Source organism: Paractinoplanes rishiriensis (assembly GCF_016862375.1).
Lineage (GTDB): Bacteria > Actinomycetota > Actinomycetes > Mycobacteriales > Micromonosporaceae > Actinoplanes > Actinoplanes rishiriensis.
This window is the reverse complement of record NZ_BOMV01000129.1, coordinates 1-22,081: the sequence shown is the minus strand read 5'-3', so window position 1 is coordinate 22,081 and position 22,081 is coordinate 1. Positions and strand designations below refer to the sequence as shown.

At 68.4% G+C, this 22,081-nt stretch carries 23 protein-coding genes and 2 pseudogenes; 13 read left to right on the top strand and 12 right to left on the bottom strand.

Annotated features, from left to right (window positions below; translation table 11 throughout):
- From narH to Ari01nite_RS48570, 10 genes are all read left to right on the top strand, one after another.
- A partial coding sequence (narH, locus tag Ari01nite_RS48615) for a nitrate reductase subunit beta (RefSeq protein WP_203791461.1) occupies positions 1 to 1,372 on the top strand: 1,372 nt, incomplete at its 5' end.
- Positions 1,369 to 1,986, top strand: coding sequence for a nitrate reductase molybdenum cofactor assembly chaperone (gene narJ, locus Ari01nite_RS48610; RefSeq protein ID WP_203791459.1), 618 nt, complete (start codon positions 1,369 to 1,371; stop codon positions 1,984 to 1,986). The genes narH and narJ, both read left to right, overlap by 4 nt.
- Complete coding sequence (gene narI, locus Ari01nite_RS48605; RefSeq protein WP_203791457.1) at positions 1,983 to 2,693, top strand: respiratory nitrate reductase subunit gamma; 711 nt, start codon at positions 1,983 to 1,985, stop codon at positions 2,691 to 2,693. Before narJ ends, narI begins: the two co-directional genes overlap by 4 nt.
- A gap of 65 nt (positions 2,694 to 2,758) precedes the next feature.
- Positions 2,759 to 3,100 (top strand): cupin domain-containing protein, encoded by a 342-nt coding sequence (locus Ari01nite_RS48600; protein ID WP_203791455.1) that lies wholly within the window; start codon positions 2,759 to 2,761, stop codon positions 3,098 to 3,100.
- Between the two features lie 55 nt (positions 3,101 to 3,155).
- Positions 3,156 to 4,346 carry a molybdopterin molybdotransferase MoeA gene (locus Ari01nite_RS48595; protein ID WP_203791453.1) on the top strand — a complete coding sequence of 397 codons (1,191 nt, stop codon included), beginning with the start codon at positions 3,156 to 3,158 and terminating at the stop codon, positions 4,344 to 4,346.
- A 547-nt stretch (positions 4,347 to 4,893) separates the two neighbouring features.
- Positions 4,894 to 5,655 carry a TnsA-like heteromeric transposase endonuclease subunit gene (locus tag Ari01nite_RS48590; RefSeq protein ID WP_239163692.1) on the top strand — a complete coding sequence of 254 codons (762 nt, stop codon included), beginning with the start codon at positions 4,894 to 4,896 and terminating at the stop codon, positions 5,653 to 5,655.
- 202 nt (positions 5,656 to 5,857) lie between these two features.
- Entirely contained in the window at positions 5,858 to 7,483 is a 1,626-nt protein-coding gene (locus Ari01nite_RS48585; protein WP_203791451.1) for a TnsB C-terminal domain-containing protein, read from the top strand.
- Complete coding sequence (locus tag Ari01nite_RS48580) at positions 7,477 to 8,526, top strand: AAA family ATPase (protein ID WP_203791449.1); 1,050 nt, start codon at positions 7,477 to 7,479, stop codon at positions 8,524 to 8,526. Before Ari01nite_RS48585 ends, Ari01nite_RS48580 begins: the two co-directional genes overlap by 7 nt.
- Positions 8,523 to 9,542, top strand: coding sequence for a hypothetical protein (locus Ari01nite_RS48575; protein WP_203791447.1), 1,020 nt, complete (start codon positions 8,523 to 8,525; stop codon positions 9,540 to 9,542). The genes Ari01nite_RS48580 and Ari01nite_RS48575 overlap by 4 nt, the downstream gene beginning before the upstream one ends.
- A 115-nt stretch (positions 9,543 to 9,657) precedes the next feature.
- Positions 9,658 to 9,951 (top strand): hypothetical protein, encoded by a 294-nt coding sequence (locus tag Ari01nite_RS48570; RefSeq protein WP_203791445.1) that lies wholly within the window; start codon positions 9,658 to 9,660, stop codon positions 9,949 to 9,951.
- Between the two features lie 252 nt (positions 9,952 to 10,203).
- On the opposite strand, the gene Ari01nite_RS48565 is transcribed toward Ari01nite_RS48570, so the two are convergent.
- On the bottom strand, positions 10,204 to 11,709 hold the full coding sequence (locus Ari01nite_RS48565) for an alpha/beta hydrolase family protein (RefSeq protein ID WP_203791443.1): 1,506 nt from the start codon (positions 11,707 to 11,709) through the stop codon (positions 10,204 to 10,206).
- A 726-nt stretch (positions 11,710 to 12,435) separates the two neighbouring features.
- On the opposite strand from Ari01nite_RS48565, the gene Ari01nite_RS48560 reads away from it, so the two are divergent.
- Entirely contained in the window at positions 12,436 to 13,323 is an 888-nt protein-coding gene (locus tag Ari01nite_RS48560; RefSeq protein ID WP_203791441.1) for a universal stress protein, read from the top strand.
- Positions 13,324 to 13,355: 32 nt separating this feature from the next.
- Here Ari01nite_RS48560 and Ari01nite_RS48555 read toward each other — a convergent pair whose 3' ends face one another.
- Together Ari01nite_RS48555 and Ari01nite_RS48550 are read right to left on the bottom strand one after the other, a co-directional pair.
- Positions 13,356 to 14,024 carry an HAD-IC family P-type ATPase gene (locus Ari01nite_RS48555; RefSeq protein WP_275410969.1) on the bottom strand — a complete coding sequence of 223 codons (669 nt, stop codon included), beginning with the start codon at positions 14,022 to 14,024 and terminating at the stop codon, positions 13,356 to 13,358.
- Positions 13,943 to 14,479 carry a cation-transporting P-type ATPase gene (locus tag Ari01nite_RS48550; protein ID WP_203791439.1) on the bottom strand — a complete coding sequence of 179 codons (537 nt, stop codon included), beginning with the start codon at positions 14,477 to 14,479 and terminating at the stop codon, positions 13,943 to 13,945. Before Ari01nite_RS48550 ends, Ari01nite_RS48555 begins: the two co-directional genes overlap by 82 nt.
- A 291-nt stretch (positions 14,480 to 14,770) precedes the next feature.
- Here Ari01nite_RS48550 and Ari01nite_RS48545 point away from each other — a divergent pair, with 291 nt between their 5' ends.
- Positions 14,771 to 15,085: an HPF/RaiA family ribosome-associated protein gene (locus tag Ari01nite_RS48545; protein WP_203791437.1), complete on the top strand. Its 315-nt coding sequence runs from the start codon at positions 14,771 to 14,773 to the stop codon at positions 15,083 to 15,085.
- 110 nt (positions 15,086 to 15,195) lie between these two features.
- The gene (locus Ari01nite_RS48540) at positions 15,196 to 15,366 is read left to right on the top strand and encodes a hypothetical protein (RefSeq protein WP_203791434.1); all 171 of its coding nucleotides are present in this window, start codon (positions 15,196 to 15,198) and stop codon (positions 15,364 to 15,366) included.
- Positions 15,367 to 15,992: 626 nt separating this feature from the next.
- Here the strand turns inward: Ari01nite_RS48540 and Ari01nite_RS51610 are convergent.
- The 9 genes and pseudogenes from Ari01nite_RS51610 to Ari01nite_RS48505 all read right to left on the bottom strand — a co-directional run.
- Positions 15,993 to 16,355, bottom strand: coding sequence for a glutathionylspermidine synthase family protein (locus Ari01nite_RS51610; RefSeq protein ID WP_369076796.1), 363 nt, complete (start codon positions 16,353 to 16,355; stop codon positions 15,993 to 15,995).
- A gap of 103 nt (positions 16,356 to 16,458) precedes the next feature.
- A pseudogene (locus tag Ari01nite_RS51605) lies at positions 16,459 to 16,569 on the bottom strand (hypothetical protein); the annotation flags it as partial.
- Between the two features lie 146 nt (positions 16,570 to 16,715).
- Positions 16,716 to 16,871 carry a glutathionylspermidine synthase family protein gene (locus tag Ari01nite_RS50715; protein ID WP_239163689.1) on the bottom strand — a complete coding sequence of 52 codons (156 nt, stop codon included), beginning with the start codon at positions 16,869 to 16,871 and terminating at the stop codon, positions 16,716 to 16,718.
- A gap of 443 nt (positions 16,872 to 17,314) precedes the next feature.
- The gene (locus Ari01nite_RS48530; protein WP_239163688.1) at positions 17,315 to 17,803 is read right to left on the bottom strand and encodes a WXG100 family type VII secretion target; all 489 of its coding nucleotides are present in this window, start codon (positions 17,801 to 17,803) and stop codon (positions 17,315 to 17,317) included.
- A gap of 222 nt (positions 17,804 to 18,025) precedes the next feature.
- On the bottom strand, positions 18,026 to 18,151 hold the full coding sequence (locus tag Ari01nite_RS51235; protein WP_275410967.1) for a hypothetical protein: 126 nt from the start codon (positions 18,149 to 18,151) through the stop codon (positions 18,026 to 18,028).
- A 935-nt stretch (positions 18,152 to 19,086) separates the two neighbouring features.
- Positions 19,087 to 20,010, bottom strand: coding sequence for a transporter substrate-binding domain-containing protein (locus tag Ari01nite_RS48520; protein WP_203791432.1), 924 nt, complete (start codon positions 20,008 to 20,010; stop codon positions 19,087 to 19,089).
- Complete coding sequence (locus Ari01nite_RS48515) at positions 19,964 to 20,509, bottom strand: hypothetical protein (protein WP_203791430.1); 546 nt, start codon at positions 20,507 to 20,509, stop codon at positions 19,964 to 19,966. The genes Ari01nite_RS48520 and Ari01nite_RS48515 overlap by 47 nt, the downstream gene beginning before the upstream one ends.
- 981 nt (positions 20,510 to 21,490) lie before the next feature.
- Positions 21,491 to 21,604: pseudogene (locus Ari01nite_RS48510) on the bottom strand (Lsr2 family DNA-binding protein); the annotation flags it as partial.
- Between the two features lie 45 nt (positions 21,605 to 21,649).
- A partial coding sequence (locus tag Ari01nite_RS48505; protein WP_203791428.1) for a hypothetical protein occupies positions 21,650 to 22,081 on the bottom strand: 432 nt, incomplete at its 5' end.

The window sequence follows — 22,081 nt, the reverse complement described above, 5'->3', positions numbered from 1 at the left end:
ACTCACCAACGCGCCGCTGCAGGAACACACCCCGGTCGCCCGCCCGAAATCGCTGCTCACCGGCAAGGACATGAAGATCACCTGGTCGGCGAACTGGGACGACAACCTCGGCGGCTCACCCGACCACGGCGACAAAGACGTACTGCTCAAGTCCATCGCCGACAAGGTGAAGCTGGAATTCGAACAGACGTTCATGTTCTACCTGCCGCGGATCTGCGAGCACTGCCTCAACCCGTCCTGCGCGGCGTCCTGCCCCTCCGGCGCGATCTACAAACGCAGCGAGGACGGCATCGTGCTGGTCGACCAGGACCGGTGCCGCGGCTGGCGGATGTGCGTGTCGGGCTGCCCGTACAAGAAGGTGTACTTCAACCACCGCACCGGCAAGGCCGAGAAATGCACCTTCTGTTTCCCGCGCATCGAGGTCGGCATCCCGACCGTCTGCTCGGAGACCTGCGTGGGCCGCCTGCGCTACATCGGCCTGATCCTGTACGACGCCGACCGTGTCCTTGAGGCGGCGGCCACGACGGACGAGCACGATCTGTACGAGGCGCAGCGGCAGGTGTTCCTCGACCCGGCGGACCCGGTCGTGGTGGCCGCCGCCGAACAGGCCGGCATCCCCCGCGACTGGATCGAGGCGGCCCAGCGCTCGCCGATCCACGCGCTGATCAACAAGTTCAAGGTCGCGCTGCCGCTGCACCCGGAGTACCGCACCATGCCGATGGTCTGGTACATCCCGCCGCTGTCCCCGGTGGTCGACATCGTGCGGGACACCGGCTACGACGCCGAGGACCCGGGCAACCTGTTCGCCGCCATCGACGCGCTGCGCATCCCCGTCGACTACCTCGCGCAGCTGTTCACCGCCGGCGACCCGGCACCGGTCGACGCGGTGCTACGCAAGCTCGCCGCGATGCGCTCCTACATGCGCGACATCAACCTCGACCGGGAACCCGACGAGACGATCCCGGCCGCGGTGGGCATGACCGGCGAGCAGCTGTACGACATGTACCGGCTGCTCGCCCTGGCCAAGTACGACGAACGCTACGTGATCCCGCCCGCGCACGCCGAGCAGGCGCACAGCCTCGAGGAACTGGCCACCGAGTGCAGCCTCAACTACGACGGCGGGCCGGGCATGGGCGGCTCCGGGCCGTTCGGTGAATCCTCCGGCGGCTCCCAGCCGATCGCCGTGGAGAACTTCCACATGCTCGTCAACCGGCAGACCAGCGACACCCTCGTCGACCCCGCCGACAAGGACCTGCGCGTGAACCTGCTCAACTGGGACGGCAAGGGCCGCCCCGAAGGACTGTTCCCACCCCGCCCCGACGCCCGGCCCACCGGCGGCGACCCGACGGCCGAGATCGAGCCCCAACCATGACCGCCGACAGCACCGCCACCGTGCGCGCCTGGCAGGCCCAGTCGCTGCTGCTCGGCTACCCCGACGAAGCCCTGCTCGCGCGACTCGACCTGCTGACCCAGGTGGCCGGCACCCTCGACCACCCGGTCGGCGCGCCGCTGCGCCGCTTCATCGAGCATGCGCGTACCACCGCACCCGGACAGCTGACCGCCGACTACGTCGCGACCTTCGACCACCGCAAACGCTGCTGCCTGTTCCTCACCTACTACGCGCACGGCGACACCCGCAACCGCGGCATGGCGCTGCTGCACCTCAAGCAGACCTATGCCGCGGCGGGGCTGGCGTTGACGGACGACGAACTGCCCGACCACCTGTCCGTCGTCCTCGAGTACGCCGCCATCGTCCCCGACCACGGCGCCGGTCTGCTGGCCGAGCACCGCGCCGGCCTGGAACTGCTGCGCCTGGCCCTGCACCACTGCTCGTCGCCGTGGGCCGCGGTGGTCGACTCGATCACCGCCACCCTGCCCGCGCTCGCCGGTGACGAGCTCACCGCGGTGGCCCGGCTCGCCGCCCAGGGCCCGCCCGAGGAGAAGGTCGGGCTCTCCCCGTTCTCCCTGCAAGGAGCCCAGCGATGACCGCCACCCTGCTGTACGTCGTCGTCCCGTACGTCGCCCTGGCGATCTTCGTGGGTGGCCACGTGTGGCGTTACCGGTACGACAAGTTCGGCTGGACCACCCGCTCGTCTCAGCTCTACGAACGCCGCCTGCTGCGGATCGGCAGCCCGATGTTCCACTTCGGCATCCTGCTGGTCGCCCTCGGCCACATCGGCGGCCTGCTCATCCCCCGATCCTGGACCGACGCGGCCGGAGTCAGCGAGCACGCCTACCACGTCGTCGCCGTCGGTTTGGGCACACTAGCCGGCATCATGACCCTCGGCGGCGCCGCCATCCTGATCTACCGCCGCCGCACGGTCGGCCCGGTCTTCTCCGCCACCACCGTCAACGACAAGATCATGTACGTGTTGCTGATCGCCACCATCGTGCTCGGCCTCGGCACCACGGTCCTCGGCAACCTGACCGAGCACCCGCACGACTACCGGCAGACGGTCTCGCCGTGGTTCCGCTCGATCTTCTACTTCCAGCCCGACAAGTCCCTGATCGAGGCCGCCCCGATCGGCTTCCGGCTGCACGCGCTGTCGGCCTGGGTGCTGTTCGCGTTCTGGCCGTTCAGCCGCCTCGTGCACGTGTTCTCGGCCCCGCTGGGCTACCTGACCCGCCCGTACATCGTCTACCGCAGCCGCGACGCCGCACCCACCCGCCGCGGCTGGGAACGCGTCCAATAACCACCACCGCGCGCCGAACCGGCCGGCCGGAACCGGCCCGCTGCCCGACTCTGCTGGAGGTCAACGTGCACAAGGTCTCACTGAGCGAGCTGGCCTCCCGACACCTGGCCGCCGCCCGTGACGCATCCAGCGGCCGCAGCGCCCAGACCGTGCACGGCGGCCACGCCAGCACACTGCGCCAGACCGTCATCGCGCTCGCCGCCGGGCAGCAACTCGACGAGCACGAAAACCCGGGCGAGGCCACCGTGCACGTCATGCACGGCCGGGTGCGGATGACCGCCGGCGACGACACCGGCGAGGCCGATGCCGGGGAACTTATCCTCGTCCCGGATGCCCGGCACAGCCTCCAAGCCCTGCAGGACAGCGTCGTCCTGCTGACCGTAGCCAAACTCAACCAGCACCCATGACGTGTGCCCGGACGTCGGTGGCGACCTTCGAACTGACCCCGACGGTGATCCGGCGATGACCAGCACCGTCCGGCCGCATCCGCACCACCGCACCCGCGTGCCGATGCCGTGGCACGAGGCCCGCAGCGTGGCACACCGGTTGCCGGTCCCGATCAGCGCCGAGACCGTGCCGCTCGAACAGGCCGGCGGCCGTACTCTGGCCGAGCCGGTTCATGCCGCAGTCATGCTGCCGGGCTTCGACAACGCGGCCATGGACGGGTACGCCACCTGCGGGTTTGGGCCGTGGCGCGTCACCGGCCGTGTGCTGGCCGGTGAGCAGCCCGCCACGGGCCTGCTATCGGGTGAGGCGGCCGAGATCGCCACCGGCGCCCCGGTCCCATCAGGTGCCGACCGGGTTGTCGAATACGAGATCACCACCCGGCACGGGGACATCGTGTCCGCCCAGCCCGGACCGCGGCGGCATGTGCGCCGGCACGGCGAGTACGTCACCGCCGGGCAGCAGCTGCTGCCCGCCGGGCATCTGCTCACCCCGGCCGCTCTGGGCCTGGCCGCCAGCGTCGGCGTCGACGCCGTCGCCGTCCGTGCCGTGCCGCGGGTGACGATGCTGATCACCGGCGACGAGGTCATCGACCATGGCCTGCCCGGACCCGGCCAGGTCCGCGACGCCATCGGCCCAATGCTCACCGGCCTGCTCGCCAGCTGGCACATCCCGACGACCCGGCTCCGGGTGCCCGACCAACCCGCCGGCGCCCTTACCGCCGCCCTCACCTCCGCGCTTGCCGCAGCGGACATCACCGTCGTGTGCGGATCATCCTCCGTCGGACCGGCCGACCACCTCCACGCAGCCCTGAACGCCGCCGCAGCGACGGTGTACGTCGACGGCGTCGCCTGCCGGCCCGGGCATCCCCAACTTCTCGCCCGAACCGGCGACCGGTGGATCGTCGGAGTGCCCGGCAATCCCTTCGCCGCGCTGGTCGCCTCGTTCACCCTGCTGCAACCGCTACTGGCCGGTCTCGCCGGACGGGCGCTGCCGCAATCGCCCAGCGCGGTGGTCTGCGGCGACGCGCGACCGGCCGCTGGTCACACCCGACTGATCCCGGTACGGCTGCACCAGCACCTCGCCCACCCGATCGACGGAGCTCACCCCGGCTACCTCGGCCCGGCGGCGTCCGCCGACGCACTCGCCGTCATACCACCGACCTGGCGTCCCGGGCAACGAACCGAACTGCTGGGGATATCCAGCTGAGTCCGATGATGCTTGGCGACAGCGCCGGGGAACGGCAATGTCGGGGGCAGGGAACGGTCCCTCGAGGTGCGGGAGACGTCCCTTGGCGCACAGTCGGCCCGGGGCGTAGCTGCGCGCCCCATGAATCGGCGAGGATCTGCTGTAAGCGTCGCCGCGTCGGCGATGGCTGATATCTGCTGTGGCTGTGGTCGTCAGTTCGGGCACCACGTGGTCGTCACCGGCGACACCACCCCGGCGTCGTCGAAGATCCGTGGTCCCGAGACAGGGCACCACCGGCGAGGGAACCGCTGACCTGGACCGCGATGGCCCTGGATAGCTTCTGCGGTCGGCTCTCGCGACCATCCCGGATCGCTGAGATCGGCAGCTGGTGTCGAAACCGCCGACCATCTGGAGCCTCTTCTCGCGACCGTAGCCACTGCTGGTTGCCCGGTGGTGCCGGACCGGGCTGTCCTTTGCCATCGAGGTTTGTCCCTCGTGCCAGCGAACTTTGTCCCCGTGAGGGTTTGTGTCATCGAAGTTTGTCTGCCGGGGTTGAGACGATCGGCTGGTGAGCGGGCAGGTCGAGGCTGAAGGGGATGACTTCGACGCGGCGGACTTCGAGATCGAGTTCGTTGACGCGACGGGGTCTCGCTGCCGCGGCTCGTTGGCGCAGTGCTGGACGGTTGCGTTCGAGGAGATGCCGCCGGTACGCGGTTTCGGCTGGTCACGGGGGCAGAAGCATTTCCCGGGCTGGTGGTGGTCGGCAACCACAGACCGGCATGTGGGTTTCGAATCCTGGCTTGAGCGAGACCACGCTATGCGGCTGGACTTTGACCGTGAGGTGACAGCGTTCTCGTCCCAGCCGTTCTGGCTGTATTGGCAGGTCGGCACGCGGTGGCGGCGGCACGCGCCGGACTTCTTCGCCCGGTTGATCGACGGCGGCGGGGTCGTAGTGGACGTCCGTCCGGATGACCGGATCCCGGACAAGGACGCGGCGGCGTTCGCGGTGACTGCCCGCGCGTGCGACGAGGTCGGCTGGGCGTTTCGCCGGCTCGGCGTTGTGGATCCGGTCTTGGCGGCGAATCTGCGCTGGTTGTCGCGGTATCGGCATCCCCGGCACGGCGCCCGGATCGACCTCGTCGACCAGTTGGTGCGAGTGTTCGCCTACCCGACGCCGCTGATGGTCGGTGCCGCCCGGGTGGGTGACCCGCTCGCGGTGTTGCCGGCATTGTTTCACCTGCTCTGGCAGCAAATCCTGGCCGCCGATCTCGACGTTGCCGTGTTGGCCGGGTCGTCGATCGTCCGCGCGGCGTCCTGGAGACGGCCGTGAGCGTGTTACCTGCCTACGGGCTGCTGGACACGGTTCCGGCACCGGTGTTGCAGGAGGCGCTGTGGTGGGAGCAGCACATTCTGGAGGTGTTGACTGGCGTTCGTCCCGATGAACAGGGCGGCCGCAGTTCGACCCGCAGCAGTGGAGCCTGGCCGAGCGGGAGGCGGCGAAGGCCGTCGAGCTAGCCGCGGCGGGGCGGAAGGTGACCGCCCGCAGTGTCCGGGACCGCCGGCACCGTTACCAGACGGATGGGTTGCTCGGCTTGGTGGACCGGCGGGCGATGCGCCCGTCGTCGGCGTCCGGCCGGGTCGATGCGCAGGTCGTGACGGCGATGCGGACAGCGATCGCGGAAGCATCGGACACGTCGACCCGGACTGCCGGGTTCGTGCTCTGGCGGACCCGACAGCTGCTGGAGCAGGCGGAGGGTTGGTCAGGGCGGGTGCCGTCACAGCGCACGCTCTATCGGTTGTTCGCCCGGCTGTCGCAGGGCCGGCAGACGACCGGCACAGCTCGCGCCCGCCGATCGCTGGCGGCCCGCCCGGAAACGGCGTTCTCACAGGTCGGCGTGGTCGCGCCGGGTGAGGTGATGCAGATCGACTCGACCCCGTTGGACGTGATGGTGCTGCTGGACGAGGGCGTGAGTGCCCGAGTGGAGCTGACCGCGCTGGTCGACATCGCCACGCGGTCGATCACCGCAGCAGTGCTGCGGCCCTCGACCAAGGCGGTCGACGCCTCAGTGTTGCTGGCCCGGTCGGTGACTGCCGAGCCGATGCGTCCCGGCTGGAGCGACGCGCTGCGGATGGCGGCCTCGGTGCTGCCGCACCAGCGGCTGCTCGACATCGACGCCCGGCTGCAGCACGCGGCGGCCCGCCCGGTGATCGTCCCCGAGACCATCGTCTGCGACCACGGCAAGGCGTTCATCTCCCACACGTTCCGGGCGTCCTGCCGGTTCCTGGGCATCAACCTGCAGCCGGCCCGCAAGGCAACCCCGACCGACAAACCGCACGTCGAACGGGCGATCTTGTCGGTGGGCACGCTGTTCGCCCAGTATCTGGCCGGTTACGTCGGCCGCGGGGTCGAGCACCGCGGCCGCGATATCGGCGAGGGCCGGCTCTGGAAGTTGCGGGAAGTGCAGGACCTGCTCGATGAGTGGATCGTCACGGTCTGGCAGAACCGGCCCCACGACGGGCTGCGGGATCCGTTGGCGCCGGGCCGGGCGTTCAGTCCGAACGAGAAGTACGCGACGCTGATCGAGGTCGCCGGTTACACGCCGGTTGCGTTGACCGCCGACGACTATGTCGAGTTGCTGCCGGCCAAGTGGCAGGCGATCACCGCGTCCGGGGTCCGGGTCGGCCGGCGCACCTACGACGGCGATGCCCTGGATCTGCTGCGCGGGCAGCCGTCCGGGATCACCGCGAAGAACAACAAGTGGGAGATCCACTACGACCCTTACGACGTCTCGCGGGTCTGGGTCCGCAACCACCCCGAGCCCGGGTGGATCATGCTGTTCTGGAAGCACCTGCGGCAGGCCCCTATCCCGTTCGGTGAACTCGCCTGGGACCACGTCCGGCGCGGCCTTCCCGCCGGCACGGAGGAAGAACTCGCCGCGGCCACGCAGAACCTGCTGGCCCGGGCACACGCCGGGGCGGCCACCGCCCGGGACCGGCGGGTCCAGGCCAAGACCCACGCCACCAGGGCCGCCCGAGCCGCCTCGGCCGACGAACCACTGGACCCACCGGAGGTCGCCGATCCCGGCGAACCGCCGCGGGAACCGGTCGTCCCGTTGGAGGTCTTCGATCCCTTCGCCGAAGCCCTGAAGCCATGGTGACCGATCCCGGCACCGCGGCGCAGTGGAAGCAGGCGATCGAGACCGCCGATGACCACCGGCACCTGAGCACCCTGCCCGGCTGGCGGCGGTTCACCAGCGAACCGGTCACCGCTCCGGACCTGCTGCCCCGCCAGCGCTTCAGCAACCTCGACGACGCGGGCCGGGCCGACTACAACGAACTGCGTCTCGACTACCACACCCGCCTCGCCGCCGTCGCGACCTCGACATCGCGGCACGTGATCACCACCGGGCGGCGGCTGACCCTGCTCAACCGGCACGCGGTCTCTGCCCGGCGCGGGCTCATCCTGTCCGGGCCGGCAGGCACCGGCAAGACCACCGCGATCACCCAGTTCGGCAAGACCCACCAAGCGATCGACGCCGCCCGCCACCCCGGACTGACCGACCGGATCCCGGTCCTCTATGTCACCGTCCCGCCGGCTGCGACACCGCGCATGGTCGCCGCCGAGTTCGCCCGATTCCTCGGTCTTCCGGTCACCAGCCGGGCGAACATCACCGACATCATCGAAGCCGTCTGCGGCGTCGCGGTCGATGCCCGGGTCAGCGTCGTCGCGGTCGACGAGATCCATAACCTTGCCCTGAGCACCCGCAACGGCGCCGACGTCTCCGACACCCTCAAATACTTCTCCGAGCGGATCCCGGCGACTTTTCTCTACGCGGGCATCGACGTCGAGAAAGCCGGCCTGTTCTCCGGTGTTCGCGGCAGCCAGATCGCCGGCCGCTTCACCATGATCCCGACCAGCCCGTTTCCCCGCACCGCCGAGTGGACCGGCCTGATCGCCACGATCGAGAACGCCCTGCGGCTGCAACATCATCAGGCGGACACCCTGGTCGGCCTCGCTGACTACCTGCACCAGCGCACCGCCGGCATGATCGGCAGCCTGTCCCACCTGATCCGCGGCGCCGCCCTGGACGCCATCCTCACCGGCACCGAGAAGATCACCAGGAAGCTGCTCGACGCCGTCGACCTCGACCACGCCGCCCAGAATCACGCCCGGCACCCGAACGCCGCACGCCGGCCATGACCGGTGACCAACTGCTCCCGCTGCCCCGGCAGGTTCGGCCGTCAGCCGCAGAGACGGCCGAACGTTACGTCCACCGCCTCGCCGAGGCCAACCACCTGCGACCCAGCTACCTCCGCCTGCTGCTTACCACACCACCGAACTCGCTCGGGCCCATCCAGCTGGACAAGCTGGCCGCTCTGGCCGGCCGTGATCCCGCCAACCTCGTCCGGGCCCTGCCCGAGCTGGTGCCCCGAACCCGCACACCTGGCCGGTCCCGCGAGAACGAGGCCCGGAAGACGCTGAACGAGCAGCGCAAACGCGAACGGTTCGCGGCGATCCGCTACGACGCCCGGCTCGGCATGTCCATCCGCGCTCTCGCCACCAAGCACCACGTCGGCCGCCGCACCGTCGGCAAAGCCCTGCAATCCGAGATCCCGCCGCCCCGCAAAAAGATCGAACGGCAGCCGACAGTCCTACTCGGGCTCCGCGAGCACATCGACGCGATGCTGGAGGCGAACCCGGCAATCACCGCCGCCGCGATCTGGCAGCGACTGCACGACGAACACGACGCCACACCGTCCTACCCTGCCGTCCGCACCTACATCACCACCCGCCGAACGGCCCGGCTCCAACGGCCAAGACTTGTCGATGAGCCGCCGACGGCCCTGGCCATCGGCCGACCCACCAACGCTCCGCCCGCGGCCGCCACGGAAGAAGCCACCGTCCGGCTCTTGCACCTGGCGTTCCTCGAAATCCGCCTCTTGACGGCTTCCATCCACAATGACCAATTAATCGGGGCCGCCGACCAGCGACGCAAGCACGCCAACGAGATCGCCGACATCTGCCACGACCTGATCTCATGGCTTGCTCCTCACCGCCGCGATGACCTGGCCGACGGACTTCGCCACCAGTGGCGAACCGCCAACACCCGTCAACGGCGCTGGCTACAAACCCGCCTCGAACAGCTCGGATATGACCACCACTGGCTCACCGACCTCCCACCCGACACATCACCGCCCGCCCGAAACAGGCCATAACCGAGGAACCCTCAGCAGTCATCGTCAAGCCACGTGAAGCGAAACTCGCTGGAGCCCCAAGCCGTCGAATGTTACCTTGGTCCCTAGGGACATGGACAACGAGAGGTGGTCGGTCATGACTTCGGCATCACACAAGATCGAGCGAGTCCAGCTCGGCGTTCGCATGGAGACGCGCCTGGTCAAAGTCTTGAAGGGCCTCGCAGAGTTCAACGATCAGACGCTCGGGGAACTGCTGGAGAAGATCGTTCTGCATTCCTTCGAACCAGTGCCCGGAGACGAAGGGGAGTCGAGCGCAAGCCCGCACAGCAAGGCGCAGCTGAAGGCGATCGAGGATCTCAAGAAGGTCTACGGGCTCGACTACGAGGCGCACAGCGCTCGCGATTTCCCCAAGCAGCCGGCAAGCGACTGACCCCCGGTCGTCCTACTCCGGCATCGCCGTTGACCTGCAACGGACAATCATTAGTGGCAGAAACGCGCGCTGGGACAAACATCGCCGACACGCGAACAAAGTTGGTTGGCAAAGGACACGGGATGATGGCCGGTCGGCCTTGGCCAGGTACGTCCCAGAGCGCCGACGACTGGCGGCGAGTTCGAGAGCAACGCGCGTGGATGTCTCGCGAGCTGCCAACCCCGGCGGGCGGGGGTCCGGTGTGAGTGTCGTCTACGGTGCTGGTGCCCGGACCTCGACGGTCGTGCCGGAGATCGCCCCGGCTGCCCCGTCCAGCAGTGGAGACCGCGCGCCGCGCAGGGTCTGGTCGAAGAACGCCACGGTGTAGGCGTTGATGATGGCGAACCCGCGACGGCCGCCGATCGGCCCGGTCAGGCCCAGCTGCTGCGATGGCGGGAGCCAGTACGGCAGGTCGGTGAAGTTGACGTGGAAAAGGTTCGGTATTTCGACGTAGTAGCCGCCGCCGGTCAGCTTCGCGAACGCTGCGCGCATGGTGCCGAGTGTCATCACGATGTCGTGCTCGCTCCAGCCGCCGGATTTCCGGCGTTCCAGCCGCATGGTTTCCGCGTCCCGGGTGAGAAACATCGTGGGCTGACGCAGCCCGTCCGCGACCACATCGGCCGGTGCGGGGTCGTCCATCACCAGGCACGCCTTGAGACGGGCGTCGTGTCGGCACGACTGAGCCGCAATCCGGCCGCCGAGGGACACCCCGAAGACGCCGGCGCGGCCGAGATCCAGGTGTCCGGTGAGGATACGGTGCGGGTCGGCGACGTCGACCCGGCTGAGCTGGTCCAGGGCGAAACGCACATCCTGGGCGAAGAACGGGACCAGCCCGTCCGGCTGCGGCACGCCGTTCAGCTCCGGTGTGATCGGCTGGGGCTCGACACTTTGGTCGACGAGCGGACCGATCCGGTCGACCGGCAGGTTCGGCACCTGCCGACCGTCGGGGAACCGGACCGTCGCGACCACGCCGGGCTGGTCGAGACCGATCACGACGTATCCCTGTGAGACGAGCTCCTCGATCTGGAAGGTGCTCACCGATCGGAAGCCGTACAGGCCGGACAGGAACATCAGCACCGGGTACCTGCCCGCTGCGCCGGCGACCGGTGTGCCGGCGACGGCGTTCGTGGTGACGTACCGGAAATGGCCGAGCAGGAACTCCGGCAGGCCGGCCAGCTCAGCCAGCACAGGCGTCACGGCATCGGCGTCAGCGATGTACGGCGCCCGTGCAGCACCCGCCGTTGGCGTCGCCGGGTACCAGACCTGCGCCATCAGCTCGCGATGGTCGGCGGGATCGGCCGTGAACGGTTCGGGCCGGGCCACGTCCGTCCAGTGATACGTCAGGGTGCCGACGCCAAAGCGCCCGGCCGGTGCCGGAAAGCCGAACACCGGGACCGCCACGGGCAGCGTCACCGAGGCGCAGAGGACGAGCAAGCAGACTGCCCCGACTGCGATCCGCGCACAGCGCCGCGTCCACGGGCGTCTGGCGGGTCGCCCAGCCCACATCCGCCACAGCGGCCACGCGGCAGGCAATACGATCGCCATGGCATAGGCGGGAACCAGCTGCCAGCGGAAGCCCTCGCCGATGGCCTGCACGGCGGCGATCACGATCGGGATGGCCGACAGCCATCTCGTCCACCGCTGCCGGGACCGGGGAACGACAACGATGTGAAGTCCGACCACGATTACCACGATCAGCATCGCTTCGATCGGCCGCATCCGAACACCCTTCAGCAGTTCCGCTCGGCATGACACCTTCACGCTCGCCGGCTATGAGCGCTGCGTACCAGGGCCAAGGGTCCCGCCTCTTCGGGACCCACGAGCATGATCCAGCGGGCGACACCGGCCTAACCTTCGCCTTTCTCGGTCCGGGGCGGCGGATTCCCGGTGGTACCGATGCGGCGGGCCGGGCAGAACGGTTCGCCTGTTCAGATCCACGCGCCCCACCGATCGCGGCGCTCGGCGTGAACCGCGACCACGAGCTCGCCGGGTTGACCGACCAAGCAGCGGCGGATTCTGGACGATTGTGGCCGGGAGGTTGACCAAACGCGAGATCGCCGGCCGGATGTTTCTGACCGGGAAGACGGTCAAGAACGCCATGTCCAGCCTGCCCGCCGAAGTCGGCCTGCAACGTCGCACCCGGCAACTAGCGGTGCTGGCCAGCAAGCCTTTCGGGGAGCATCCGCATCAGGGTTTGACGGCTCGAGCGGGCCAGACCACGGCCGAGTTCCCCGGAGATCGGTCCGCGGCCGGCCGGCGAGCGCTTGGACCGATCCGTCGGCACACCGGCTGACCGGGCGAAGGCCGCGAACGTGGACCGCGCGCACGGTACCGTCGATCACAACGGGCCGCCCGCTGCTGTCCGGTGTGTCGTGGTGGCCGGCTCGTTCGTGCGAGCACGCAAGAACCGGATTCAGTTCCGTGTAACGCGAGGAGATAGTGACGATGACCGCGGCACCACCGGTACACGTGATGGTCGGTTTCGACGGCTCGCTGGCCGCCAATGCGGCGATCGACGCGGCGACGACGCTGTTACCGCATGCGTCCGCACGGATTGTTCACCTCTGGACACCGCCGTTCACCGACGAAACAGTACGGCGACGGCTGTGGCAGGGCGAACGCGGGATGGACGGGTTCGTTGCCGCTATCGAGCGCGAAGGAGCCGCTCTGGCGGAGCGGATCGCCGCCACGGGGGTCGCCCTTGCCGGATCCGCCGGCTGGTCAGCGCAGCCGGTGGCCGAACGGTGCGACGGCGGCCACGGCCTGTACCTCGGCGAGCTCGCCGGGAAGCTCGACGTCGACCTGGTCCTGGTCGGTTCCCGAGGTCTGGCGGGGGCGACAGCGGTCCTCGGCAGTGTCTCCGACATGGTCGTGCACTATTCCCAACGTCCGGTGCTGGTGGTGCCCTATCCGTTGCTGACGGCGCAACGCCAGGCGTTGCCGGACGGCCCGATCGTGCTCGCCTGGGACGGTTCGGACGGCGCGCAGCGGGCCCTGGCCGCTGTCGAGCGGTTGTTCGCCGGGCGGCGCATTGTCCTGGTCTGGGTCGGTGACGGGGCTGATCAGCCCTCGGCGCCGTCCGGCTATGAGCTGACGGTCGCCCACCGCGACGGCAGCCGGGTGGACGGCGGCCGGTCGGTCTCGGCCGCGCTGCTGGCCGCGGCTGACCGGCACCGGGCCGCGGTCGTGGCGGTGGGTTCCCGCGGCCGGTCAGCGATCCCGGAGATCCTGCTCGGCAGCGTCGCGATGGCCACCCTGCACCGCGCGTCCGTGCCGGTTCTGGTCATGCCGCATGCCGCACAGCTGCGGCACGCCGAGATCGCACCGCGGTAGAAACCGTGCAGTAACAGGCCCGGAAAGCACCGCTACGCATCCTGCGGTGAGCGCGGCGGCCGGGACAGGACGCGAACACTGGACCAGCCAGCATGATCAGCAGTTCGGCGGCGCCGCACAGGGCGTAGCGCAGGAAGCGGCGGATGTTGTCGTAGCTGCGGCGGCCTTCGCCGATGGCGTCGGCCACGGTGGCCAGGATGTCGTCGACCAGGACCAGTTCGGCGGCCTGCCGAGGCGACCTCGGTGCCGCCGCCCATGGCCACGCCGATGTCGGCGCGGCGCAGCGCCGGCGCGTCGTTGACGCCGTCGCCGGTCATCGCGACCACGTGGCCGCCCTGCTGCAGACTGGCGATGATGTCGAGTTTCTGTTCCGGTTGGGTGCGGGCGTAGACCCGGGTGTGCTCGACGGTGTCCGGGTCGAGCGGTCCCTGGTCGCCGTCGTTGATGAGGCCTAGCTCGGCGCCGATCGCGCCGGCGGTGGCCGGGCGGTCGCCGGTGATCAGCAGCAGCCGCACACCGCAGCGGTGGAAGGCCCTCGCCCTGTCGACGGCGGTCGCCCGGAGCGGGTCGCCGATGCCGAGCAGTCCGGCGATCCGCAGCGGCGGCGGGTCCGCCGCGTCTACCGGGCCGGCGGCGACCGTGGTGGCGACGGCGAGGACCCGCAGCCCGTTGCCAGCGAGGTCGGCAGCGGCGGCGAGCATGCCCGCGTGGGTGTCGGGTCGAGCAGGTTCTCCCGGGCGCCTTTGCGTATGACGAGGTAGCCGCCGGTGTGGTGGGGGTGCACGGTCGTCATCGAGCGGGTGGCCTGATCGAAGGGCTGCGGCTGTCCGCGGCGCGGCGCCCGCTCGGCGCCTATGTCGAGGTCGCAGCGGCCGGCGAAGGCGAGCAGCGCGGCCTCCATCGGGTCACCGGCTGCGGTCCAGTCCGGCCGGTTGTCGGCCGGGGCGATCAGGTCGGCGTCGTTGCACAGCAGCCCGGCGACGGCCAGCCGGCGCAGGTCGTCCCCGGCCGGCGACGTGGTGCCGGCGGACCGGATCTCGCCGTCCGGGGCGTAGCCGGTGCCGGCGACGGTGTAGCGGGCACCGTCGGCGGTGATCGCCTGCTGCACGCTCATCCGGTTCTCAGTCAGCGTCCCGGTCTTGTCCGAGGCGATCACGGTTACCGAGCCGTGGTCGGGTCCACGGCTGTCCTCTCATCGGTTCCCTGCCATGATCCTGCCCGCCCGGCGAGCGGTGGGAGGGCCGATGGTCCCGGAGCCGGTTGTCGTGTTCCGGCACGGCCGTATCGAGCGTATTGGACGCTGCAGACCGGGATTGCCGATCCCGCCGGGCTGCCTGCGCTGAGCGATGAGGTGCCGAAGGACCCTACCGACCGGATGCCTGTCGGGCTGACCATGCGACTGTGCCCGGCTCGAAGGGGCCAGGCGGGACTGCAAGGAGACGCCATCGTGCGCATCGATGAAGTCGGCCGTCCGCAGGTGCACACCCACGGCGACGTGCCGCCGGAGGCCACCGCGTACGCGATCGAGAAAACGGTGTCCGCGCTGCACCACGCCTCGGGTCAGGTGCTTCGTACGTCGTTGACTCTCGACGCGGCGGCCCCCGGTGATCGCGTGGACGCCCACGTGGACGTCAACGGGATCGGCGTTCACGTCCACGGTGTCGGCTCGACGATGCAGGAGGCGACCGACCTGATGCAGGATCGACTTCGCACCCGCCTGCACCGCCTTCGCCGCCGTCCGCGCCAAGGCCCCGCCGCATAAGCCGACGCGGTGACCGAAGTCCCGGCCGGGCGAGGCCGCGCGGCCTCGCCCGGCCGGCCGGCGACTACGAGGAAGCTCCAGCATTCCGGCCGCGAGGTCGGCCAGGTGGCATGTCACCCGACACCCGGCCGGTGGTAGCCGGCGAGTTCGGCCAGGCTGGGGACGATCCGTCGGTGGTCGGGGACGCAGCCGTGGTTGGCATCCTCAGCGGTCGCGGCATCCTCGACACGCTGGTACACGGTGTCGCAGGCGGGACCAAAGTCCTGGCCGGGGCGCGCTGAGCGGCCCAGCCCAGCTTGGCGGGCGAGAGACGACGATGATCCGGTGATCATGGGCTCGGATTCGATGCGCACCGGCCGAACCGGTGTACCGGCGTGGCGGCTGCGGCTGCTGACCACCCGGGTGGGACAGGCTGTCGTACCGGGAGCGGTGCTGCTACGCTACACCTCCCGCGCTGGGGCGACGGTCACGGTGCCGGTCCAAGCGGCCCGCGCCGCCGGCCGGTTGGTGGTTCTCGCCGGGCACGCCGACACCAAACGCTGGTGGCGGCATTTCCGTGAACCCGCAGCGGTGCAGGTGTGGTGTGACGGCGGCTGGCATCGCGGCACCGGACACGTTGCCGGGGCGGCCGGTGAGGCTGCCGACCTCTTGCGGGCCCGGTTCCCTAGGGTTCGGCTGTCCGCCGCCGCGGTTCTGGTCGAGGTCACCGTCGATGATCTGCCGGTCCCGGTCCCGGTCCCGGTCCCGGTCCCGGTCCCGGTCCCGGTCCCGGCGCCGGCCGACGTGCCGCGGGACGGGCGGCTGTTCCGCCGCTGGTTCGCAGCCGTCACGATGGGCGAGTTCCTCGGCTTCTCGGTGCCGGCCGTCGCGGGAGCGCTGACCGCCGGAGCGCCGGCCGCGGAGCGGGTCACGAAGACGACCATCGAACGCGTCGACGGCGCCCTAGGCCCACGGCCGCCTTGGACGACCGTGCGAAATAGGACGGCAGAAGATATTTGCCGCGCTCTTTGTCCTCGCCGAACAGCATCCACAGCACCGGCAACAGGGCCTTGTTACTGAGCAGCCGCCTTGTACGGCGGCTCGATCCAGACCGTGCCGTACTTGGTGAGGTCGGCCATGTTGCGGAAGAACGCCTTGCCGCATCGTTCCAGAACCACTCCCACGGGTAGAGCATGAAAGATGATGTCGATCGGCACGGCCCGTGTTCGCTGCCCGGCGAGGGCACGAACAGCACCCGGTCGCCGGTCACGTCCCAGCCGATCTGGCTCATCGTGATCAGCTCGACCGGGTAACCGGCCTCCTCGGCGTGGCAGGTTGGTCTGGTCCATCCAGTGCCACTGGATGACCGCCGGCTCGACCAGCGAGGTCGGTGTCTGCGCGTTGTACTCCAGCAGCCGTGGCACCGACCCGGCGCCGTTGTACCAGAGGTCGAAGCGGCCGTAGATGCTCGGTGAGTGGTCCGGCGCCGCTATCGGCAGCCGCATGTCCGGGGTCTTTCTCGTAGCGCGTCCAGGTCTCCGCGTCACCGTCGAACCAAGTCCGGATGACCTGCTCGTGCGTGTACTCCGGGATGCCGATCTTGGCCAGGAAGCAGCTCTCCGAGTTGCAGATCGACGCGAAGTAGCCCTCCTTACGCCCCTGCACGGTGTGCCGGAGGCACTGCCGGACTATCCCAGTTGCCGGCCTTGATGCACATCGTGTTGAGCGTCGCGGTGGCCGTCTCGAGCTCCTCGATCTCGGCCTGGGCGAAGTCGTAGTACGGCCCCTCCTCCCAGTAGGAGATCATCGTCCCGGCCGGCGAGGCTGCCCTCCAGGGTGTACCGGCGCGCTATCTCGTCGTGGGTCGACTCCCGATAACCGCGGGGTACTCGGTGTCGCGGTTGTGCGCGCCGGGCGGCGCGGTGGGGTCTCGGGCGTAGCCGCCGTCCGGCCCGTGCAGACGGCCGTTCACGTCGTACGAGTATCCGGGCGGCAACTGCTCACCGGTGACCGTGCTCGCAACCGGCGAACGAGTCGTCGATCCGGGGCCGCCCGCGGAGCCGGCACTGGCGTTACCGACCCGGCCGGCAGCCAGCCGCGCTTGGACCGCATCATGCCCGCCGTCCACATCGGCGGCGTTGACGTCGGGGGTTCTCCTGCTCGACGCTGGGTCGCCGTCGTCGCCAGCACGCGTGGGGGAGGGGTTGTCGACGCTGGTGTCGGATCCTCCGCGACCGCCTCTGGCCACGGTCAGGCGCCCATCAGCGTCTTGAGACTGGTCAGGCTGCTAATCAGGGCGGTCGTGTAGCCGAGGATCCGGCCGACCCACTTGAGCACCGCCGAGACGATCTGCGCCGCGATCACCGGGATCGTGACGACGAAGATCGCCTCGACCGCCCAGACGATCACCCGGGCGACCAGGTCGGCGATCAAATCGCGGACGATGTCGCGGGTGAACTGCACCAGATTCCCGGCCGCCTGGGTGGCCGCGGCCATCGTCGCCGCGAGCACGCTGAGCCCGCCGATCCTGTCGACGTTGTTACCCATCAGCCGCCGGTACCCGTCGGCCGACGTACCCGTCCAATCGGGCAGATCGTTCGCGAGGTCGGCGTACAGGTCCTCGGTCATGGTGACCAGCGCACCGGCCATGTTCTTCCACGTCTCAGCGTGTGCCATGACCATGTCCGGGATCCCGGCGAGCTTGTCGAGCACCTCACGCAGCGGCTCGAAGTGTTCCATCGCCCAGCCCAGCCCGTTGGCCAGCAGCGCACTGAACGGGTCAAGGACGTGGCCGCCGCGTCCAGGGCGAACGCCCCGCTGGCGAGCATCCCGTCCACCCAGGACCCGCTGTTCACCGCCTGCTGCAGACCCTGGAACCCCTCACCGAGCGAAGACCCGGTCCACGCGGTACGGGTGGTGTCGGTCTGGGCGACCAGCGTGTTCTGCGAGACCATGACGTTCTCACACCGCCCGGCCGGCTTGCCGGATACCGTCGGACGCCGCGGTGTCGCTGGCCTCGTACTCCCTGGCCGTGGCGATCAACGCCTCCGCCGCCAGTTCCAGGTTCTCCTCGACGTAGGTGTACAACGCGTCCTGCCGACATGGCGGGCCTCGAGGATCCCGGCGATCCACCCGCACAACAGGCCGTAGGCCTGATCGTTCTGCGCGATCGCCCGGCTGGCCGACTTGATCGCCCCGAGCTGATCACGCACCGCCCGCACGTTCGCCGCATGCCGATACAACTGCGACGCATCGACGTTGAAGCCCTCCGCCACGGCCTACTCACCTCCCGCGCCAGGCGCGGGACGACCCGGCTCGCCGCCGCCGGCATCCGGCCGATCGAGCAGCTGCTGCTGCATCCGGTCACCGATCGTCCGTGCCGACAGCGAATCCGCGGCTCGTCGCCCCAGTCGAACTGCAACCACAACCCCGGCTCTGCCACCCACGGCCGATACGCCGGCCTCCGGCCGGCCCGCCACGCAGCTTCCCCTGCCGGGCGGGTCGTTCAACACCGCCTTCGTCGGTCCGCGACCTCAGTGCTGGCGAGCCGTAGTTGGGTTGTAGGCCAGGAGCACGAGCCAGGTCCAGCGCCCGAAACTGCGTGCGGGTCACGCAGTTCGGGCTGGTCCAGCCGAGTGACCTGGTACGTACGATGTGAGCATGTCGCTTCGACGCACAATGTTGGTCGTGACGGGTTTAGTAGCAGCTGGCCTGGGTGCATTGTTCGGCTGGATCGGACTGGACAAAGCGGATCAAGCCGCCAGCGTGGCGGGTGCCTTGGCCGGCGTTCTGGGCCTGGGGCTCTCTCTGTCAACTCTCCTGACCGGGCCACGTGGCACAGGCGGCGTTCCATCCACGGAGGGTCAACCGTCAGCGGTAGCGACACGCCCCGGGCCGACGGTGTCCGCTGACCGGACCCGGGAGGGGGAGCGTCAGATAGACATCGGCAATGCCCAGGGCGTACAGATCGGCGACTTCAACGTGCAGCACAACACCTTTCACGGTGATCGCTGAGGCGCGGTTCACGTTGCTGGGCAGGGATCCAGGGCACCCGGATCGGGTCGATATTGGTCACTGTCCGGGATCCCCGGGAAGTGCTTGCGGAAAAAGTTGTCCCATGCCCCCGACTCGATGAACCTTTTGAGTGCAGCTGTGATTTCTTGGCAGTAGGCGCCGTTCCCGTGCGGCAGCCCCACCCCGTACATCTCCTTATATCCAAAGGTGAGCCCTTCGACAACGGCGAGCTTGTCTGGGTTCTTACTGGCGTATCCGCGCAGGACTAACTGGTCGGTAGACACCATTTCGACGTCTCCTTTTAGGAGCCGCTCGACGCAGGTTGAAAGGCCTTGCTCGGCGGTAATTCGCTTCTTGTCCATCTGGCCTTCAAGCTGGGCCAGAGAGGTGGTGCCGAGTACCGCACACGCTGACTTTCCTGCAAAATCCGCGACCTTATTGATCTTCTTGTAGCCAGTGCGCACCAGAATTCCCTGCTGGGTCACTATGTAGGGTCCGGCGAAACTCACCGTCTTCTTGCGTTCGTCGGTGATTGAGTACGTGGCGAGTACCAACTTGACCTTACCATTGATGAGGAGATCATCGCGCTGGCCAGCCGAGGCTCCAATCCAAGTGGGGTTGAACCCAATTTCCCCACCGAGCCAGTTTCCGAGGTCGTAGTCGAATCCAGAATATTGGAAACCGTTGGTGGTGTATCCCCAGCCGGGTTGGTCGCTGTGAATGGCGACATTGATGTTCCCCCGCAGTGGATCCGTTTTCGCGACCTGAGGCTCCGGCGGTTCTGGGATCTCGTTGTCGCAAGCGGAGAGTGCCGCGAGAAGTGCGAAGAGTGCAAACGGCAAGCACCGCGAGCGCACTCGGCGTCTAAAGCCCATTGATTGCCTTTCATTCAAAAACAATCGACCCGCCGAGCCGAAGCCGGCAAAGGTCATCGGAGAGTCGTACCTCGATCTTCATTTGCAACTTGTGTCCAGTCCCGCTGAGCCCGACGGGCACTGCTTGCCCCGTCTTTACCTTGTCAATGACCGGGAGGTCTTTGTCGTCCAACACAGGGATGACTGTCATGCTCGCGGGAGCGATACATGATCCTCCTCCCTTGTCACCATCTAACCGGCTGAGGTGCGGGACCAGCGTCACAGTGTTGAACTGACGCCAGCTATCGGGCATGGACAGCCGCACTAACTTGCCATTGTGGACAAGTTCGTCTGCCGGATCGGTCAGTAGGTCGCCTACGGCGTGCTGCTCTGGCTTCGTCGCGCCCGACCGGTATGCCAGCACCGCTAAGACTGTAACCGCGGCGATGGCCACTGTACCCGCCAAAATCACCATTAGCCACGGCCGTCTGCCACCGGACGGCTTCGGTCGTTGCCGCCCGTAATAGTTGTGAACTGTGTTCTGGTTGCCGAAGGCGGCACCGGTCGCCGTTGTCACTTTGGTCTCGGTTCGAGCTCGCCTACGGGGAGTCTCGTTAATGTCTGCCACGATCTCAGCCTTCGGCCCTGCACCGGCCGCTCCACGGCCGGTGCGTCGGACGATGTGTCCGGACGTCCACCAAAGCGCTGATGGACGGTTCCAAACAGTCCTGGCGAAGGTACGGTCAATAGGATGGTGGCGGTTCACCACTGTCGAGTTTGCGTCGGACGGTGGACGTACGCCCCCGGTGAACGCTATAAGTCGTGGGCTGAGGGTGCCGTGACGTTCGTGCAAACCGGAGCTCTGGCGCGAACTGTGTGATGGACATCGGACGATGAGTCGTTGTCCGACGTGTGATGCTGTTGAGCAGTTGGTTCCTCGCCTTGCCGGCATCGGAATCGGAGAGGTGCACTCTGACGCTGAGCTGGTCCTGACAGCGGCTGTCCGCAGTGAGGTAGGCGGGATCTATTGCCTTGGTTGATCGGTGGATCAAGGGCACGCTCGAACTGTGCAATCTTCCCGTCCTCGTCTCACACGGCCACCCAGATCTGCCTCCGCGGCACGGTTCCCGCAATTGGGTCGAAGCCGATCACAGCCAGCTCAAGCGCCGACTGCGGCCGATGCGCCGCGTGGCAAATCGCCTCGCTGGTTACGTCGAGCGAGTGACGGTGGTCGTGGGGTTTGGCCGGGTTCACGCTCGGTAACCGGCAGTGTAGGCATGTCGGACGAGGAGGTAACTGCGGACAGTACTGGGATCGTGCATGCTGACATCGCGGGCGAGGTCCTTGACGGTGGCTGGAAGCATCAGAAGTCCATGATCACACTGGGGCCTCACCCGCCCAGACCGCCCTCCACGCAGGCCAATCCGGCGCCGTAGCCCCCGCTCAGGACATCAGCATCCGAACACGCAAAGTCCCTGCTCCGGTGGCCTCGATGCAGTGCTGCACCGTCGCGTCGTCCACAGCACCGTCGAGGCCCGTAGGCCGTGCCCCAACCGGTCTATCGTTTCGTGTGGAAGGCCTCGACGATCGTGCTGGGGATCCGGCCGCGCTCGGAGACCTCGTAGCCGTTCTTGACCGCCCACTGGCGGATCGCCTGGTTCTGATCCCGGTTGGATGAGGTTGCCGCCCAAGCCCATGATCATCCCGTTCGGGGTGCTCACCAGCCGCCCTGTTGCCGTGCACGAATCCCGCATCGTCGTCGTAGTTCCAGGAGTTCTCCCGTTGCCGATCGATGATGCGCTGCAGCTCCGCGGAGCCGTACGCCGTCGGGGCGAAGTCGGTCGTTTGGCCTTCGGCGCCGCTGTCCCCGCTGATGTCGGACGGCATCAGGAAGTACCGACTTGTAGATCCCGTCGCCGTCCTCGTCCTCGCGGATCTCTTCCATACCGTCGAGGACCTTGAAGTCCTCCGGCGTGATGTGGTGGTCGGCGGCGAGCTTGGTGATCGTGTCGATCGACATGCCGCGGCGCACGGCGTTCTCCAGGCCCTGCCGGTAATGGCCGGACGCGGGTGGCCCCGTCGGCAGCCCAGCGTCACGCAACGCCTGCTCCATATCCGCCACTTGGGCGTCGATCTCACCGCCCTTGCT